Genomic DNA, 19,180 nt, shown 5'->3' on the forward strand with positions numbered 1-19,180 from the left:
TCAGCCCTGACCCATCATCGTTAAATTTAGCGGATTCGTCAGGTTCTGCGCCATTCTTTGGCTTACCGATGGAATAAACGATGGGCTCTCGCCACTGCGATTGCCTGAAAGGGTGTTTCTTTCCTGAACCAAACGCTGGTATTGCCGGTTCAGTTCCGTGTTATTCAGGTTCGCCACCATGGGTCGCTCACTCTCGGCTTCACCTGTGTCAGCGTCGTCTTTCTTAGCTACGGTCAGATTGCCCAGATTCAACAGCTGTTTCCCCCTGCCAATGATCCTGTTCAGTAAGGACTGGGTTCCGTTGCCCCCACCCTCAGCGGCCAAAGTTGCCTCTGGGATGCTTTCATTCAGTGAGCGGCTGCCATTTGACTGTAGGGTATCTACTTTCGCCAGCACCTCGCTCATGCTGAGCACCCGGTTATTGACGATCAGGCGCTCAACGGTATCGCCTTCCTGGCTGAAAAAGTTTTGCACCCGAAGGCTCTGGGTGGCATTGAGCGGATGGCTGCTATTGTCGCTGATTTTCAACCGGTTCTTATTCGACAAGACAGTCAGGATCAGATCCTCGTCCGACTTTTGATAGCCCAATGTCTGGCAATCATGGGTATTAATTTCGAGCTGGTCAGCGGTGCCCGTGGCGTTTGCCAGAAGCCATTGGCCATTATCCATGTCATCGCCAGAGAAACGGTAAGTAGTGCTTTTTTCGTCGATTACATACTGATGTCCGGGGATGGTTTGCTCTGAAAGTGAATAACCAGACTCGAGTCGTCGACCGATCCTTTCCCTGTCATCCAGAATGCCGTCATCCAGTTCCAGGCTGTCTGGCCAGCCATTGGCGTAGATACGGTCAGGGTCCTGCCAGGTGCCTATTCTCACCAGGGGGTCGGCACCGGACGCCATCATTTTTATCCCTTCAGGCGACGGGAGACGCTGGTTGATGATGAGTTTGTCAGCGGCATAACAGTTCAGCGCCCGAATTTTCCTGGCCGGCTTGAAAGCCTGGGTTGCCAAAGCAATCTGACCATTTCGGTAGATAGTTAGAAAACCACTGTCATTTATTGTCATGGCCAGATGCAGGCGGGGGGAGGTAAAAAATGGCCTGACCCTTCGATGAAAGAACCTGGCACCCTCCGTTACCCTGACCTCCAGCCTCCCGGGTTTCAGGCTCAGGCTGATGGCATCAGAGCCGTCAGGCCCGGCAAAATGAATCAGCGTGCTCCCGGCCCGTGTTCCTCTGCCAAGCGGCAGGCCCTGGCGAATCCAGGCTGCCAGGATAAAACTGCCGCCGGTGACCGGAGGGGGCATCAAGCGGGATAAGTCGGCTGGGCAACCAGTCTGGTCATTGCTGTCAGGCGCAGTACGCAGAGCCAGCGAACGCCAGCTTGCTGCCTGCAAATCCGTGAGGCTGACACCAACCATTCGAACACGGTTAAACGAAAAGGGAGCAAAAAACAGCTTCACGGCGCGGTTTTCCCAGCCGCTTTCCCTGCCACTATCCCTGCCACTATCCTTTAAACCCCCCAGCTCCAGACTGACAAGGTTATTGCCAGGACCGGGGTGAACACTGGCACCACTGCTTTTGAGGTGGAAAATATCATTTCCCGACTCCCCGAACAGCCCAGCCCCCGGCTTGACAGCACCCGAGAAGAAAAACACGTCATCACCTGGCCCGCCATGCACCGGTGCGGTGATATTGCCAAGCTGATAAGTGCTATCCAGTCGTTTATCCACAGTCAGCTTGGCGTGATAGTAATCTCGAAGGTTTTTGCCGCTCAGCAGCCTGCTTTCGTTGTTGGCCGGAGCAATTATTGTCAGGCGCCAGATATGCCGTTCCAGGCTGTTGATAAAGTGCCCGGTGACCAGGCTGCCATCCTCACGCACACACTGGGGAACGTGCCCTAAATCGATGCTGAAAAAGAAATGTCCGTCGTTGTCCACTTCCAGATGGGTATAATTTCCAGTCAGTCGCCAGTCCAGCTTTTCAGGTTGGACTCCGTGCAATATCAGGCTATTTCCGTTGTCCCGGTCGACGATCCGGGTGCCATTGGCCTGTGGGTAAATAACGTAAATATCCGGGCCCAGGTCGCCGGAAAGCAGGTCAGGCCCCAGGTTTGCCACCATCCGGTCACCCTCCCGGCTGCCATAATGCCTGTTGTATCCAGGTCCCCCTACGGTGGAGGTGATTGAACTGTTGCTCTTGATGCGGGGAGAGGAAATTCTGAAAGTATCATTGCCACCTCCGCCATCGACGACAATCCCGGCAAGGGCCGGAATGTTGAAAATATCGCCGGAATCGGGGCCCTTGAAAATCTCAAAATTACTGATAGCTGCCGACCATTTATCGAAAATGCCCTTGGATTTGGATTTGGATTTGGATTTGGGTTTGGGTTCGGGCGACCTTTCCGTAAAAGACATATGACCTTTGACGTTTTTATCGGGAGAGCAGGATCCTGAATCGCTTGCATAACAGGCAAAGCTCACTGCTTTTTTTCTTAAAGACAGATTGAGCCGGACAAAATCCGGCTCGATGGTCATCTGGCTGAAATCTATCGTGTCGGTACCCGAACCACCGTTAAAATCGATGGCTTGCGGCTGCTTCAGAAGAAAAAGGTAGTCATCTCCTCCCCTGCCATTAAAACTGTACAGAGAACCTCTGGACACATAAATGTTATCTTTATCGTCACCGGAAAATTTTATCCTGCCCTTCCCGGTGTCCTCCAGGATAAAGTTCCTGACCGTTAAACTATTTCTCAGGTCGACAGATACACGACGACTGATGGGCAAATCAAAGAGCAGTGTATTGGCACCGCTGCCGCCGTCCAGGGTAGTGCCATTTTGACAGCGGGCGTTAATGATGACCCGGTCGTTTCCGCCCCCCATGTGAACCTTGTCCAAACCGCCCCCGGTGCTGAAAATATCCGTACCATTGCTGCCAAAGTAGGTATCATCTCCCGAAGACCCGGTCATCTGGCCGATCCCACTGAATGCGGTCTGGTGATAACGCCAGCTGCCAGTTTCCGTATTTCGCCATCGGGTCTGTGCGATCCCCTGGGTGACATTGACGGTCATGCCATCCAGTTCATATATTGTGGCAACCTTGAAGGTAAGAACCCTGATGTCTTGCCGCAGGCGCCGGATTCCATAAAGTAAGGAAGACTTGTCGTGTATTAGCTGATTATGTCCTTCCCTGCCAGCCGTAACAGTGGTATCGCCCATGCCGACAATAAACTGGTTGTTGCCTCCCATATCCTGCAAAATGTCGCGCCCTCCCTTGCCAAGCAATATATTATCTGTGGAGGGATTGCCTGTTAGCCGATCATTGCCCGGACCACCGATAATGATGGGAACGCCAGAGTGTGAGTCTGAAGACAAGTCAAGCTGGACATCCGGTATAGTCATAGAGCTGTTGTACAGTCTGGTGGCTCCGCATAGCTTGATGAGCCCCATTGTCCTCTGAAAGGTATGACGCACCTCCAGCATGCCCAGGCCAGCCTCCATTGGCTGACCGGGGAACAGTTCGTGCCATTGTTTTGAGTACTGTTCTTTTCCTGATATCTGGTGACGGCCATAATGTTGTCTGCTGCCGTCTGCATCGGTTTTAACCAATTGTAAAGTCAGTGTGTGCTTTGCCGGGACAGAGAAAACCATCTCCTTGCCCTTGTCGAACGTGGCATGCACCTTCTGGGCGGGGGCTAAGCCTTCAAAGAGCACCTGCTGTTGGTTCGGCTTCAGGGTCAGCCTGCGTAAAAGACCGCTACGCTGGCTGCAACTGGAAGAGTCGAAACGAATCTCAATCCCCAGCCTGAGATTATTGCTTTCCTCACTGCTAATGCGGTGCAAACCGGCACCCAGGTTTTTTCCTTCATTGGCAAGACTCTCCAACTCAGTCTCGTCAGGCCACTGCTTGCGACGGAATTCACCTAAAGGTTTTCCGGGGTAGCGATTCAAAAATGCCAGCATCTGTGCTCTGGAAAAGGTATGGGTGTCCACTTTCCTGGTGACCTTGCAAGCACCTTTTCTTGAATCAAAATCGGTCAGGGTAGTGTTTTTCAGTTTCATCACATCCCCGGCTATGTGCCTCCAGTGGTCCGTATCCGTATCCAAATCCTTCCGGTACCAGTGGGTATTAAATTGCTTGACTGTGACCGGCGGGATGTCGGGGGTGTTAAAGTCCAGGGTGACGTTAGCATTGGGTTTCTGTTTGCTGAAAACCAGGTCCATGCGCTCGCTGAACGGGTTGACAGTCAGGCTGGCCAGCTGTCCGTGCTGCCGGGTGCAGCGGTCACTAAATCGTCCCCAGCGGATAACCAGAACTGGCCATTTTCCTGTCGAAGGTTCCTGAGGTTTGTGGACATAAAATTTTTGGTTAACAAGGTTGTTGCCACTCACCCTGATTGAGTCGGCATGAATGCCCGTGTAAACCTCGTGTTGACCATCACCCAGTATCACGGAGTTAAAACCGATTCTCAGCCAGATGGATGTCTTTCCGCCTTGAGTGATAACCGTGTCGTTGCCAGCTCCGACATCCAGGGTATTGGTGCCACCGGTGGCCATAAAAACCGTATTCTCGGAGTTGCCTTTGATCTTGTCGTTATGGGGGGAGTCTTGTATGACCTCGACACCGGTCACCACCTCCCCCTTCGACCGATCCCGGTTGGTCATATCCAGCCAGAGATCTTTTTTTCGAACCACGTAGGAAATAGTGTCTGTGCCGGGGCCGCCGTCCACCTTATTTTGATCGCTCAATACCGCCCGGTCATTGCCCTCTCCCAGTTTTATTGTGTCTGTGCCATTGCTGGCATAGACAAAATCGTCACCACCTCGCGTATTCACTATGTTGTTGCTATTTTTATCGCCCCTGAGATAAATGTTATCGCGCTGTTCGGTTCCGTAGACTTCCGAGCCGTCTTCGGAACCCAACAGATGCTCCATACCATCAACAGAGCCCCCGGTTACCAAGCTGTCCAGGAGGGTGGCGAAGAATTTGACAGCCTTATTAGTTTTGCTGGCCTCGAGCAGGCTGTTCTCTTTGAAAAACAACAGGGAGCGGTCAGTTTTCATCACGAAAACGCCTTTGAGCGAAAAATAGAGGTGGACTTGCTCTCGCGCGCTGCCGTACTGAACTTTGCCGAGGTAAAAGTAAGAACCTGTACCGTAAATATCAGAAATTCGACTGACGCCCAGGTGACCGGCGAAAGGTGTAACCTGCTCCATCAATGCCTTAGTCACCGATGACTGACCGCCAGGCCCTACACCAAACACACCGAAAAAGGATTTATCTGTTTCCTTTTCCTCGCCATCCGGATGGGTGCGCTTCAACTTCTGAAACTCAAGATAATCAGAAAAACGGTTACCCCAGACTCTGTTTTTCAAGTTAACCCAGAGTAATGGCTTAGAGTAACCATGAGCGTAGCGACGCGTGTCATGAATGGGACCGGATGGATGGCCATCAATCCTGAAGGTATTACGACCAATAGTGTACTGAGCCGTGAGATTACCTTTTGGCATCTGGCTGACCACAGAAAATGAGAACCTGGGCAGGACAAGCGTATCATTTCCGGGTCCGCCAAAAAGGTGTGCATAACCTAACCCCGGCGAAAGGCGGTCATTACCTGTTCCACCGTGCTGGTAGACTGCGCCGAGCTTGTCAATGAGCTGGTCATCGCCCGAGTCGCCATACTGGGATTTGCCGAAATAAATCTGATCGTTCCCCGGCCCGCCATAGCCAATGCCACCGATCTTTGACAGGTAGAGGGTGTCGTCCCCGTATCCCCCGTAAGCCTTACCTGTGTGCCCAATCCAGATAACATCATTGCCACTGCCCCCGTAACCTGTACCTGACTTTTCAATCCGGATAATGTCATTGCCACTGTCCCCGTAAGCCTTACCTGACTTTTCAATCCGGATATCGTCATCGCCACTGTCCCCGTAAGCTTCGCCTGACTCTTCAACCCGGATAATGTCATTGCCACTGCCCCCTGCTGCTCTGCCTTTTTTGACAATCAGCAAGTCGTTGCCCGGACCGCCATAAAGCTCACCCAGGTCAGTGATCAGGGTGTCATTGCCACCCAAACCAAAAAATCTCTTGTATCCTTTCCTGCCTTCTATGTAGTCCGACAGGTACGTCCCTGACCCGGATCGCCTTACGTTTTGCCTGTCAACAATGGCATACCATTTGTCTTTGTCGAAATCATCCAGAAGAAACCACATAGTGGAGAACCTCAATGTCTCGAGGTTCTCGTCATACTTACTCTGGTCAAGATAATTACTGGCATCGTCGAACAGCATAAACCGCCTGTAGCCTGCTTTCTCAAAGTGCTCCATCTGCTGATCAAGCTGTCCATTGAATTGCGGGCTCTCCAATAAAGCGTTGAAATCCTCCTGGGCGGTGGGGGGCGGCATAATGGCCTGCAGGGCCGTTTGCACGAAACCTAACAGCATACTGATCAGGTCCACAACAAGACCCAGCTTTGGAAAGATGAAGTCCAGCGCCATACTCAGGACATCAAGGCCAATGGTAATGACATCCAGGGCTGCCATGGCACCATAAATGGCCGCCCGTTTATAGCTGCCAGCCTTTCTTGCCGCGTGGGCGTTTGCGGCATTAGCGGCCAGTGAAAGCGTACCAACTTCAAGAGAAAGGAGACCGCCTATAACGGGTAAAGTCCTGGCCACATTTCGTGACGCTTTCGGACCCAGCTTTAACGCGACGCCCAGGGCACCTGCCGGATTGTTGGTCTTGACAAGGGTTTTGCTCAGCGCCCAGTTGGCGCTCATGGTAAGACCGTAGACCGAGTTGGTGATGCCCAGGCTCGCACTCGCATAGGCCGAGTTCCTGGCATCAGGAGGCATCGAGTCGCCGTATTTTTCCAGGTTATTCAGTGTCACCGAAGCCAGGGCAAGGCCAGCGACGGCATTCCCTGCACCAACAACCATCCTGCCCGTATTAAATTTTGTACTGCGATCCAGCACGTCCAGCGTGCGCATGAACTTCCCTTGCAAGCTTTTCGACCCACCGCCTGACTTGCTGCCATCCGGGCTATCAGGCTCGAAGCTATCCCCGCCGGTATGGTCTTCACGAAGCTTAAGGCTCTCCACAAATTCCGGGCTTGCAAGCAGCTGTTGCTTTACATAGCGGGTGTCGTCGGGACTGTAGCCCGAATCATCGAGCAAGGTGACCACCCGATCAATGATTTGCTCCGGTTTCAGCCCCTGCCTTTGCGCCAGTGTTTGTCGTATAAGTTCAAGAAGCTCCTTGCGGAACGCCGGGCTGTCCATAATGTCTTCGGTGACCACCGCCGCAAAACGTCCCTGTTCCAGCAGCAGGAAGGCGTCTGCCAGCAACCCCTTGTCACCGGCACTCTGCCTGACATGGATGAAGTGATCACTGGCCTCAATGACATCCAGATGCCCGCTGACCCTGTCTATCAGGGCCATCGCGGTCCTGATCGGTCCGGAACCATCGCACAGAACACAGTCTGCATCGGGCAGTCTTGCTGCCTGACCGTCTGGCAAACCAGCCTTGTCCAGTGCCTGCAAGGTTCTCCGGAAATCACGGCCGGTGATATCAACCAGCTCAGCCATCTGGCCAAAATCAATATCACGCCTGAGTGCGGCAACGCCGTCGGCCACGTTCTGGCGAATCTTTCTGGCCAGAAGTCGGGCTCCGGAAAAATTCTCCCGCTTCAGCCTGTCCGCCAGCCCGATAAAGCTGGTCAGACGTTCCAGCAGGCCGGAGAGTGCCAGCTTGCCTTCCTTAACCGTGAACTCACTGACCAGCGACTCTGGTGACAGGCTTTCCACACCCTCTGGCAATCGGATTCGCTTCTGATGCAGGGCCAGGAATGTTTTTGCCTGATCCTCCGGTTTCTGGGCTTCCCACGCCTGCAGCAAAGCCATTGCTGCGGCGGCGGTCAGCGGGCTGTCGGCACCGCCATTGCCCAGCACCAGTGTACCTTGGGCAGGCATCAGGTAGGAGGCATCGGCGGTGATTGAGGGGTCGGTCAGCACCCGAATATTCAGGTCGCCAGAGGTCAGTGAAAATTCCTTTTTCCCGGTCAGGTTCAGCAGCCCGTTGAGCCGCTGATAAAGCCCGGTAGAAATCGTTTCAGGCAGAGAACCCAGGGCGCTGAGCTCTGCCGCAAGTAACTTCCCGGCGATGGTTTCAGCCAGACCTGCCGGGATGGCTGACTGCCGGGCATAGTGCAGGAAACCATCGGCAAACTGCTGCCGGGTGACATGGTCCATCTTGTCAATAACGCCATTGACCTGGCCGGTCATGTTAATGTCTTTCAGTTCACTAAAAGCCTCATAATGGCGTGCCAGCTGTGACAGGTAAGCCTGAGTGGCTGCAGCGTTTTTGCCCGGATTAAGAGGCCGCCGTAACAGCCTCTTCAGGCCATCCTGTGACTGGAGTGACATAAGCGAGAAAGGATTGCCCGGGCCCGCCGGAGTTATTTTTATATAACGCCTTTTACCATCCGCCATAACCGCATAACGAGGGCTGCTGGCGAAGGTTTCAATGATCTGATCCTGCCCCGCTAAAGCCTGCACAGACGTGGGCTCTTTACCCTGGGCGTCCGGTTGTTGATTAACAGGCAACTGGAACGGCCTTCCGACGCGCCGTCGCAGTGCTACCGCCTCATGGAATACGGTGTCCACATCTTGCTTCAGATTGGCCAGCAGGCCAGTGTCAAAAGACTTCCAGCCGAGTCCCCGGGCAACAAAAGTGCAGGCTTTTTCCAATGCGACGAGAGTGGATATCCTCGGACTCTCTGGCGTATTTATCTCCAACCAAAGATCAACGTACATCAGTTTTGCGATGTCATCGATATCGCCGTCAGGCAGTATGGTCGTTACCGCATCGGTCACTCCCAAGCGTATCCGGCTGGCTGGCTGGCCGGTGTCACCCAGAACCTGCTCCATCTTCCAGTAGATAAAATGAACCAGCAGTGACTTCAGGTAAGTGCTGGCAACGACTTTTAGTCTGAAATGCTTTTTAGCGACCTCTATCTGTTGGGACAGGAAATTTTCTGCCGCCGCCCGACTTAACCCCAGCAGTCTGGCGTCGAGCAGGGATTCTATACCGGAACCAACGCTCCAGAAGGCCCGGTAATCCACGTTGACCAGCTCAGAGGTGAAGGGCAAGGCCTTGTAGGAGGCAATGGTATTATCAGAGCCATCTGGAACCAGGGGCGCTGAGGATTGTTTATCATTGACAACCTCGTTGAAAAGTTTTTTCTCACGGTCACTGGCTGTAATTTCCCCTTTAGCAAGGCTATCCCTTATTGCCTGAATCCTGGTCTTGTCATGCAACTCTAAATACGCCAATGCCCGGCGATAATCGGCTTTCGTACCTTTGGCTAACAGCAGGTTATGATGGCCTGCGACCAGTTGCCGATAGAGGCTTGTGCCTGAAGGGGGGTCAACCGCCAGAGTCAGTGCGTATTGACGGGTCAGTCCCAAGGGACGCGACTCCTTGTCAGGCAGTGTCGCGGTGTTGATCCCGAACTGCTGGCGCACCTGCTGGCGCAAGGCTGTCAGCGACCCTCCACCACCTTCAAGTGCCTTCAACAGACTGGCACCCACCAGGTTGGTCAGGGTTTCCCGGAAAATAAATGGCTTGTTCCTGTTCTTCGTGCCCAGCAATAACAGGGCGTGGGCACTGTTTTCCTCACTCACCTCGACACGACTGTCCACCAACGGCCAGAGCGGCCTGGGGCTGATTTTTATTTTAAAAGGGCTAATATCGGCAATGCCTGCATCCCTGACGGGTTGCACCAGCGCCTGAAGAAGCTGCGATAGACGAGGCTCCCCCATCCCCCGGGCAATGAATTGAATGTCGTTCTGTAATTGCTCTTTGCCAATACTGCCCTTGCGTTGCAGCTTGCGATAAAACTCCATGTGGACAACCAGCCTGATCGGCAAAAGACGGTCTGGCCAGCCATCAGGAAGCTGGAGGCGAAAGACCTGCTTGCGGTCGCCTTCGCTGTGAGTCAGGGTGTAGCCGGGCCCCCGGTTGGAAAAAGCCAGGTCATCCCGGCGACCCAGCGTGAACGTTTTTTGCCCGTCCTTGGTTTGAACCTGAGCCTGGTAACGGCCCAACCCGGTATCGAGGGTGAAAGCCGGGCGCTCCCAGCCAGGTCCTGGAAGCAATGGCGGATTTTTTTGCAGGAGATCAAGCCATTTATTGGCCCTCAGGGCATCCGCCCGCAACCTGGCTGGCTCTGTGGGTTCCAGCCCCCTGAGCCGCCGGTGAAAAAAATACTCCGCCAGCAGCGACTCACCGTCGGTCAGGGATGGCTTGTTGAGCAAATCAACAAGGGTGTCATCCAGGTTGTTGGTCTGCTGTGGGGACAGTGATAACAGAGTACGCTTGATCGCGTCCCGGTAATAGTCCGGGTCGGTAACTGCTGGAGCCCAACCAAGCTCGGTCCTTAAAGCAGCGACAGCCTGCGGGCTGTCAGGTGACTCCTGTCTCAACAGGGCCAGCAAACCGCTAAGCTCACCGCCTGCCGGAGCGGACAGGGGGCCGTTCTGGCTTTCAATAGCAATGAGAGGCTGATCATTCAGCCGGGTGACCGGTTGCCGCCCGGTGCTGGTCAGGGCAAGGGTTTTTCGGTTACCAGTGGTGACCGGTACATTGCCGCGGGAATCCGCAGCGAGGGGAAGTTGTCCGGGCTCGGCCCATTCCTTGCGCACGGCCTGTGCGTCCGTAAGAACCGCCTCTGCACGGCTTAGCCAGCGCAATGATCCCTGTTGTTCTGCCGCTGTGAAGGCGATGCCCCGTCGGTCTTTCAGAGCATCGGTCAACACCTCTTCAAGCTGCCCGGCGAGGTTGTTGATCCCGGCCAGTGCTTTCAGCTCACTGTCATCAAGCACGGCTGTGACCACGTCCGCCGGATCAGCCAGCAGTGCGGGCTGCGATGTCACCATGCGCTGGCTGACCAGCCCACTCCAGGCCAGCTGCGTTAACAGTGAGCGGAGGTTTCCCAGCCCTGCACGACCAGCGTCGGATAACCGGTCAACCCGTTGGTTGCAATAATACTGAACCCGCTGAAACAGTCGACGGGTTTCCATATCCCCTATCAGCCGGGCAAAGCCGGACAGAGGCTCAGCAATGGCTTGATAGGCAATGCGGACCCGATGGCGGTTTTTCACAGTCGTTATCCCGCCCGCTGAGGTGACCTCCTGAACAGGGGTATGGGCTGATGCCGTGGCCAGCACGGGCAGCAGGTCGTACTGCTTACGAAGCTGGTTTTCCAGTTGCAGCAGCGTCCGGGCACTGGTGATTTTGGCCCCCTGCAACCAGGTCATGGCGATGGCTGGTGAGTTCACCTGATCAGTACTGACCAGTGCTGCCCGACATAAATCCTTCAGGACCGAGGCCAGTGCCCCCAGGTAATTACTGGTGGAGTGGCGTTGCCCGGTCAACACCGCCGGGTCAACCTTCAGCACCACAAGCCGGTTGCCACTGGTGTCCCCGCTGTCCCCGGGACGATAGGGTATCACCCGGTCAGCAAGAGCCTGTTTGCCAAACCTGATCACCAGCCTGAGAGGGGCAGGGGGCTTCATACCGGGCAGCAGCTGACTGTCCAGCTCGGTCATAGTGGCGGGTTTGATGAAACTGTCAGGGAACCCCAGGGCATTGACCAGACGCTGTCCTGCGGAGCTGGCAACAAAGACTCTCAGTTCTGACAAGAGCCGTTCGGCCTGATTCGCCAGTTTCTGGCCGGGACGGTAGTCGGCAGGAAGGATCACGGCTATCCTGTCGTCTGTGCCCGTCAGCGTCCGTAGCTCGGAACTGCTCGCTGACAGCCAGTGGCGGGCGGCGGCTAACTGATCCTTCAGCGATTCCTTCGGGTTGAGTTTGAACAGCCCGTTTGTCCCTGCGGCGGCGTCGTCCAGTTTCACGCCATAAATCGTCTTTCCATGGTCGTTTTTTTTCAGCACCGGAATAAGGGTTTTACTGTTACTGTCGTACGACGTTAACAGCTTATCTCCGGATTGCAAACTCACTGCCCGGTAGTGACCGTCAGCTTCCGAAATCAGCTGATAAACCTTGCCATCGGAACGCCTGACCGCCACGGACGAAGTGGCCAATGTTGGGTCTGAAAACACCCGCTCAGCTGGGGAGTCGTTGCTATCGTGGATGCTGTCATAGACGGAAGCCTGGCCCAGGGGGGTGGCAGTAATATCCTTGTCTGAGCGCCTGAGCACCCGGTACAGCTCATCGTTGTGGTTAAGGAACTCAACTTTGTAATAAGGTTTGTTGGTATCGGTATAACTGATATCCGTGCTGTCAATGTCCAAAAAGGGGCGGTCCGCCAGATTTCCTGCTGATAGCAGGCGAGTACTGCACCCGTCGACTCCACGTCGGCAGCGTTTGTTGTCTTGCGCCTCAGGGTCTTCGATGACAACCACTGACTCTCTGTCGCTGTCGTCGCCGCTGCCAGACTCAACCAGCCGGTAGGTCGATGACTTAAACCCGTCAGCATCGGTTACCTGGGCTTGCGAATCGAACGTTGTTTTAAGTGTGTCTATGTAGTCAATCAGTTCCCACTGCTGAGGGGCCTGGTGAGTCAGGGCACCCTTCAGAAATTTGATCTGCCCGGGAGTGAAAGCCTCCCTGAACAGGACTCTGTCACCATCAGGCAGGTTGCAGTCAAACTCATACAGCGCCTCGGCAAAGGTTTGAACAGCCGGGTTATCCTGGTCCCCCTGAATTTGGTCAAAGAGCTGTTCAAGGCCCAATGAAATTGATTCAGGCTTCTGATCGAACAGCCATTTTAGCGTCCGTTTCACGCCTTCCTGACTGACGGATCCAGCATAAAGTTTTGGTAAATCCGGGCTGTTGTCTCTCGGAAGGGTATTATCCAGATTCCGCGCCGTAGGCAGGGAATCCCATCGCTGGACAGAATCAAAATCAACAGTGTCGCCCAGTTGACGCAGTCGCTCCGCCTCCTCTGGCCAGACCGACTGGAACAGACTGGCATCAACAGCCTCTACACTCTTGGCCAGACCCATGGCGTAGAACCGGCCAACCACTTCGTTAAAGAATCTGTAACTCTGCAAAGGGTTATCCTTCATCCCAAACTCAATCGTTACAGCGGCATCCCCGACCTGCAACCGTGACTTCTGCAGGGGAATATGGGGATTTAACTGCCAGTGGAGAGGCCGGCCCGCACTCAGGTCAAGCGCCCCCCCCTCCTGAAGTCGTTGGCGATAGATTTCCGGTCCAAAGTCACTGAACGTTTTAATAAGCCACTGGACATCATGCTGGTAACGGTCGGGATGCAGCTGTCTATCCTGCATCGCTTGCCGGTAGAGTCTGACGCTGTTGTGCGTATCCAGAAACGACCCTGGAAACTGGCTGCTGTATGAACTGGCGAGCATTAGCAGCCCTTGCGGATACGGCTTGAGTGATGGCTCTCCAGTCACCGGCTCCGGGGAGTCGGCCAGCACAGGTATGATCCCCTCGTCAGTCTCCAGCCTGAAGCCATGACTTCCGTCTTCGGGTAATGTCACACGCCTGATGCGAAACGCCGGCGGTGTCCCGTCCTGATCATCCTGACTGATCTGCTGATTCACTTCCGACAGCTGGATTCGGGTAAGGGCAAGGGCCAGCTGCTTGATACTGTCCTCTGGATACTGCAAGCGATATTGACCCAGCGCCACCACTACTGCGGAACGCTGCAATTGGGGCAATGAAGAGAAGTGCTCCAAAAACTGCGGCCAGTCGGCTTTACCCACCCCGGACATCGCCAATTCAAGAAACGCACGGGTAACCTCTGGATCACTGCCCAGCCAGTCCGGTTTCAAAGCCAATCGGAGCTGGCTCCGGAGGTTATCGGGGGGGGCCGGGTTTCGGAGCAACAGGCGTTTGACCATGCCGCTTTGACCCGGCAAGGCCAGGTCCAGAAGATATTGGCCATCGGCGTTTCTGGAGACAGGTCGCGCTGTGCTGTCCTCTGACATCTGGCCAGTCCAGAGCTCTCGATATTTTTTGTTATCTTTCAGGGGCAGCGAGTAGTAATCCGGCAGCGTGCCGGGCAGCAACATGGCGCCGTTGGCAAGGCGGTAATCCAAAGCCATCCCTAGCAGGTCTTTGATCCTGACGCCCGCTTGCAGATCCGGGGCACCCGGCTTTGCAATGACAGTGAGCTTCGTTTCCAGTTCCTGAGTGACCTGTTGCAGGCCAACACGGTGAATGTAGTCACTGAGTAAGGCAGCGGCACTGTTGGAAAGGCAGGTATGGATATAATCTGCCAGCCTTATTCCCGGAAACAGGGATTTCCCGTGGGGGGCGTCCCTCGACAGCCGGTACAACAACAGGGTAAGCAGCGACCTTAACTGAGCATGGATTGCCCTGTAATCGCCTGAGGCCGGGGCAATATCTGTCACGAACTGTTTGGCAGCCTTCAGGCTGGCCAGCAGCCGCTCCCCTTCAGGGCTGTCACTGTCAGCAAACAGGGCAGCGAACACCGGCCTGTCCAGATCCTCAAAGGGCAGCCTCAGGATGATTCCGGTATCTGAGCCGTCGGTGGTTTTTGCCCGGTCAATGGGCTGCCCTTCAGAGCCTGACCGGTCGCTAAAATACTCCTTGTAGACCTCATCGTAATCTTTTGTATTGTCCGGATGAGTCAGCGTCGAGATCATTTTATCCAGCGCATAAAAATCGGCTGCCAGAGAAAGCCTGTGAGTGTCCAGGTCATCCGGGGAGAGTGGGGCTGTTACCAATTGCAATCCCGGCTGACCTTCGGCACCAAGCCATTTCAGAGTCGTTAAAGGTGAGCCATTGATCTCTGTCGGGCTCTGCTGCACCGTGCTGTCCCATCCGGCAGGTCGGGAGACAGCGTCGGTTACTCTTTCAAGAACGATCTGGCCAGTTGCACTGTCCTTTTTTACCGCCGCTATTTTGGCAAGCTGCACCAGGGGAGCCAGCCCCATTTCCTGGCGAACCCTTGTTTCAATGTCTTTATCGTCCGGGGCGGCAGGCTGACTGCTATCATCCATGTCGTAGCCGGATTTAACCAGGTCAACAAACACTGGGATCAAGCTGGACAAACGGATCTTTTGACTGGCACTGGGATCAATGATCACTTGTCTGTCAGCCGTTTCTTCGCCAGCCAGTGTTAACGTAACAACGATTTGCTGCTTTCCATCGCTTGCTTTTGGGGCATCAAAAATCAGGTACTGATAACGGCCGGACGTGAAACTCTCTTCAAATTTTTTCAGGTAATCTTTGCCCAGAGGTGTTGCCAGGAAGTTCCTGATAGCATCGGGTAATAAATGATAATTCGCCCCGGCATAACCGAAGTATTCAGGGGTGACCCTTAACATTATCCCCCTGCTCAGTGTGATACCAGGAAGGCGTCGTTTTAAATCGCGGCCACTATAAAGCGCGTCAAGACTTCTGGCATCTATTATTGCATCCAGGCCACTGATTAATGGTGCGCGCCTTTCATTCAGGGTCTGTTTCAGAAAAGTGCAGCCGTCACTCCCGATAACCTGACGCAGAGTCAGTGCTGCCCGGCCATCCGGCAGGTTCCTGTGTGTCTTCACCACTGCTGAGGCAAAGGTGTCCAGATATACTCCGGTGTTTTGACGGTGGTAGTTCCGAATCCGATGAAAAGCCTCTGTCAGACTGTCCTGATCATAGCGGGTGGACAACCCGTACAGAACCCGGGCGAAATCCTCAACCGACCCGGAAGCAAACTGCCAATTGTGATCGGGGTTGCCGATGCCATCCACAAACTGTGTGTAAAGGGCGTCCTGCTGCTCTGGAAAAATAGCCAGAGTCAGTTCTTTGGTCAGGCCATAGTTGCGGTCAGTCTTGATTGACGACAATCCCCAGATCGCCCGCAAATCCTTTTGCGCCTGATGGAGCGCGGCCACATCGGGATGGTTTAACAAGGCTATTGCGAAAAGCTTTCCTATAGGGGTAGCTTTATGGTTATCTTGCGTCGCGTCTTTTATTCCCACTGTCAGGGTCAGCGGATTCTTGTTCAGTTGACTCTGGTACGGGTGCCAGTGGGGGTCAAGAACAATCGTTATTTCCTGCGACACACGGCGCAGAGACATTCCGTACCCGGACAGCACCTCTCCTGATTTAAGCACCGGCTTAATAAAACCTTCGCTTTCATCACCAGAAAACAGTTTCAGAAGTGTATTGAGTTCAGTAGACAGATTAAGCTCTGCCAGCTGTTGCCAGCGGGCCTGACGGTCAGTGGCTGCCACAGGAAGCGGTTGCTCCTCGCTGGTTATCCGCTGAAGATCCACGGACACTATTTTTTGCAACTGCACCAGAGTGTCCCAGGCTGATCCTGACGACCCGCCGGTTATTGCCCTGAGATTGGCAGTCAGCAGCAACCGGGCCACTCGTTCCTGCCCGATTGGGTCCTGTGTTTCATGCGGACGGTTGACGAAGGAGCGGGTGACATGTTCGAGCTTTGCCTGGCTGAGTCGACCCAAACGGTCGAGGATGGACTGCTTCACCCAGCTCTGGAAATGCGAAGTTTTGGTTTCAGGGCTGACCAGGGATTGAGCTTTTCCTAAAAAAATCCCGTCAACCTCCGGGTCTGCTCCCAGTAACCCCGGGGTTTGAACGGACTTTATTACCGAAACCGTGAAAGAGTCGGGAGGGGAAAAAGCCATCTTATCGAGATTGGGCCAGAGTTTTCGAACCTCCACTGTCCCGAGAAAATGGGCTTGACCCTCTTCATCAACATAAGAAGTGACGCCATGTCTTGAGGATGCATTTGTGATATCTACGTAACCCAGCTTCGGGCTTTTGTTCTCGCCCTGGGGTAATTCGAAAAAATCTGAGCCATGGTTGTAGGGGATAATCATCGCCCCATGTTCGACACGATGATCCAACATGTCGGTGAACAACAATTTTAACCTGGCTTGCAATCGCTGTTCGGGAACCTTCCACTCCCTGCCAATTCCTTCAGCCTCAGATCCCACCGTGGCCAGATCATTGACCGTTTCCTGCATCAACGAAGTAAAGCTTTGCCAGCCGTAATTCTGGATGGCTGTCTTAAGTTGTTCGGCCTCCGACTCAGAGATGGCAGTCATTAAAAAATCAGCGGTACCCAGTCTCAGTAATCCTCTAAGTTTATTGATAGAGGTACCTGCAAGACTCATTTTCCCCCTCTTGAAATTGTTGGTTGAACTGTCTAATGCCTGCTTGTACAAATGCATGGTAAACATGGATTTCAGCAAGTCAGAATTCAGATTCAGCTTTTCTGAAATGACAGCGGCTTTATACTGGCTCCACTCAAAAACCTGCCTTAATGTGTCGCTTTTATCCGAGACAAAAAGATCGGGAATATAGGAGGTTATATCCCCAATCAAACTAAGGTCGACCCCAATATTGACATGAATACGATAAGGTGGTGACTGTGCTCCTGCCGCTACCGCTGCCCCCATCTTGCCAGACAACAATGAAATCTGACTGTCTTTAAATTCATCAAAACTGGATAACTTGAAATTTTTTAAATTACCTTCGGGGTTATTGCCAAGTAGCTGATCATTATAAGCCTCAACCAAACCACTGACGGTAACCCCCCCTTCAGGTATATTCGCTAAAACAGAGGCCAGCGTTTTGGTTGCAAGAAATAAATCTGAGGACTCACTGAGATAAGCCGAGAGAGGTTTGGGGCCGGTAACAATTTCAATGATGGTGCGACCTTCATGGCTATCAGTAGACAGGAGTATATTAGGAAAATCAGAGTTAATACGCTCATCAGGATTAAATTGAGAGTATGCAAGGTTTTTCCTCGCTTCAGTGTCCACACTTGTGATGAGATTCTCTATTTCAAGGCCGGCCCGTCCCTTGAAAGGGTCGAAGGGAACAACGATAATGCTTTTCTTTTCTGGTAATGCCTTGATGCCAAATTTACGCAGCATTTTTTTGCGAAGGGTTTCATAATCTCCGTTGATTCCTTTTAGCAGACCGGATGCAACAATATAACGAGCTATCAGGCCTGATAAGGTCTGATGTTGTTCAACCTCTATTTGTCCTTTGATGAAATACTGGCTCGGATCCACTTTCAGAACACAACCGGTATTCTTAACCAGAACCGGCTGCGGCATTTCTGTAGCGGATGGAGTACCCGATGGATCGGGAGGAGTAATGACCAGCAATAGCCGGACAGAGTCGGGTATTTTGACCTGGTCGAAGCCGCTACCGGCAGAACCATCAATAACCCCCTGATCCACCAGCTTCTGGAGGTCGCCAAAGGCCTGGCTCCGATCTTTCGCCAGAGCGCCGGAAAAAACCTTGAATTCAGGGACGGTGCTGAGCCATCTAAGGCTTTTGATAATCTTACTGTGTATTGAAAACAGGTGTTCGGAAGGAGCATTCTGTTCAAGAGCATTCTGATCACGAACATATTTGATAAACCCGGCAGAGAACAAGATCGCGACCTTGGTCTGCGAACCATTATCGCCATAGGAGCCTGGTGTTACTTCACTGATAATTCCGGGACTGTTCTCCTTTATTCCTTTGCTATAGACGTCCATGTAATGAGAAGGCATGGTGCCGGTGTACGAAGTTTTGTCTGGCGGGTTTTCCATATTGCCCAGACTTGACAATAACCTGCTCCTGGTATTAACGGTTAAATCGGAGCTGGTTAATCGTTGTTTCAATATCTGGTATTGCGATGCCTGCAACTGCAGCACCGACCGCAGTTGTGCATCCTGCATCTCTTTCCAGAAATTTGTGTATACCTTAACCAGAGCTTCTACAAAAGTATTAACAGAGGTCGCCGGATTCATTGCAATGCGGCTAATAACGTTGCTGACCGAATCGCTGAGTTTCCCTTCCGAATCCAATACCTCCATAGCCCGCTGGAAATCATCTACAGAACCCACGGCAAACTTAAGATCATGGTTCTTACTGTCACGGATCAGTGCCCGGTAAAGCGGATCGCCAGTGAATTGCCGAAGTGTCAGAGCATTGTCAAAACCGTAATCCCCCTCAGGATTATCACGGTAATCCATTTGCCATATCTCCATAGCCCCGATTAGATAGCGAGCATTTGGAGCCATTGCCCGGATTCGCAGACACAGGGCCATCCCGTAGGATTGGGTCAGCACCCGGGCCAGGCGGGCGTCAGACGCCTCTTCCGGTACATCCTTCACTCCAACCCGGACGATGATCGACTTATTTGAT

General features: G+C 53.4%; 1 protein-coding gene (running past one end of the window). It reads right to left on the minus strand.

Translation table 11 applies throughout. From position 1 onward, the window contains the following. Nucleotides 1–19,180: the 3' portion of a TcdA/TcdB catalytic glycosyltransferase domain-containing protein gene (locus tag ACOJUO_RS17425; RefSeq protein WP_422137638.1), read on the minus strand. It continues 9,194 nt past the right edge of the window; 19,180 of the gene's 28,374 nt are visible here — the last part of the coding sequence; its start codon lies beyond the right edge, outside the window; its stop codon occupies nt 1–3.

Origin of the sequence: Endozoicomonas sp. ALC020 (assembly GCF_049275935.1) — a bacterium.
GTDB lineage: Bacteria > Pseudomonadota > Gammaproteobacteria > Pseudomonadales > Endozoicomonadaceae > Endozoicomonas_A.